Origin of the sequence: Paenibacillus elgii NBRC 100335, assembly GCF_004000865.1 — a bacterium.
GTDB lineage: Bacteria > Bacillota > Bacilli > Paenibacillales > NBRC-103111 > Paenibacillus_G > Paenibacillus_G elgii.
This window is the reverse complement of record NZ_BIMB01000147.1, coordinates 1-710: the sequence shown is the minus strand read 5'-3', so window position 1 is coordinate 710 and position 710 is coordinate 1. Positions and strand designations below refer to the sequence as shown.

1 protein-coding gene is annotated in these 710 nt (G+C 61.4%); it reads right to left on the bottom strand.

The genetic code is table 11. From position 1 onward, the window contains the following. Positions 1–710: AMP-binding protein (locus PEL01S_RS34235; RefSeq protein WP_164824394.1), on the bottom strand; the 710-nt coding region annotated here is incomplete at both ends.

Sequence of the window (710 nt, the reverse complement as noted above, 5' to 3'; positions counted from 1 at the left end):
TCGCTCAGCTTCAGCTCGCTCTCCGCCGTGAAGTACGCGCACAGCACCTTCTGGCCTTTTGCATCCTCCCGCACGACGACGACCGCTTCCCGCACGCCTTCCGCTTTCAGCAGCTGCGTTTCGATCTCGCCCGTCTCGATCCGGTACCCCCGGATTTTCGCCTGGTTGTCGATCCGGCCGATGAAGTCCACGTTGCCGTCCGGCATCCACCGCGCCAAATCGCCTGTCCGGTACAAACGCTCGCCTTCCACAAACGGGCTGTCCACAAATTTCTCTTCCGTCAGCTCCGGACGGTTCAGGTAGCCTCGCGCCACTCCGATGCCACCGATGCACAGCTCGCCCAGCACGCCCACAGGCACCGGATTCAAGTGCGCGTCGACGATGTAGAACTTGGCATTCAGCGCCGCTTTCCCGATCGGCACGTTCCCCGCCTCCGGCAGCTTGGCCAGCGGCTCGTCGTACAAGCTCGAATCGATCGCCGCTTCCGTTACCCCGTATGCGTTGATGATTCTAAACTGCCCGCCGAAGCGCTCTTGCAGCATCCGGTAGTCCGTCACGCTGCAGCTGTCCGAGCTTGTGATCAGCAGCTCCATCGAGCGCATGTCGAGCCCATGCTCCGCCACATAGTCCATGAACGGGATAATAAGCGCCGGCGTCGATTCGAAGATCGTGATCTTCTCTTCGCTGATCCAGTAGTGCAGACGGGCCGG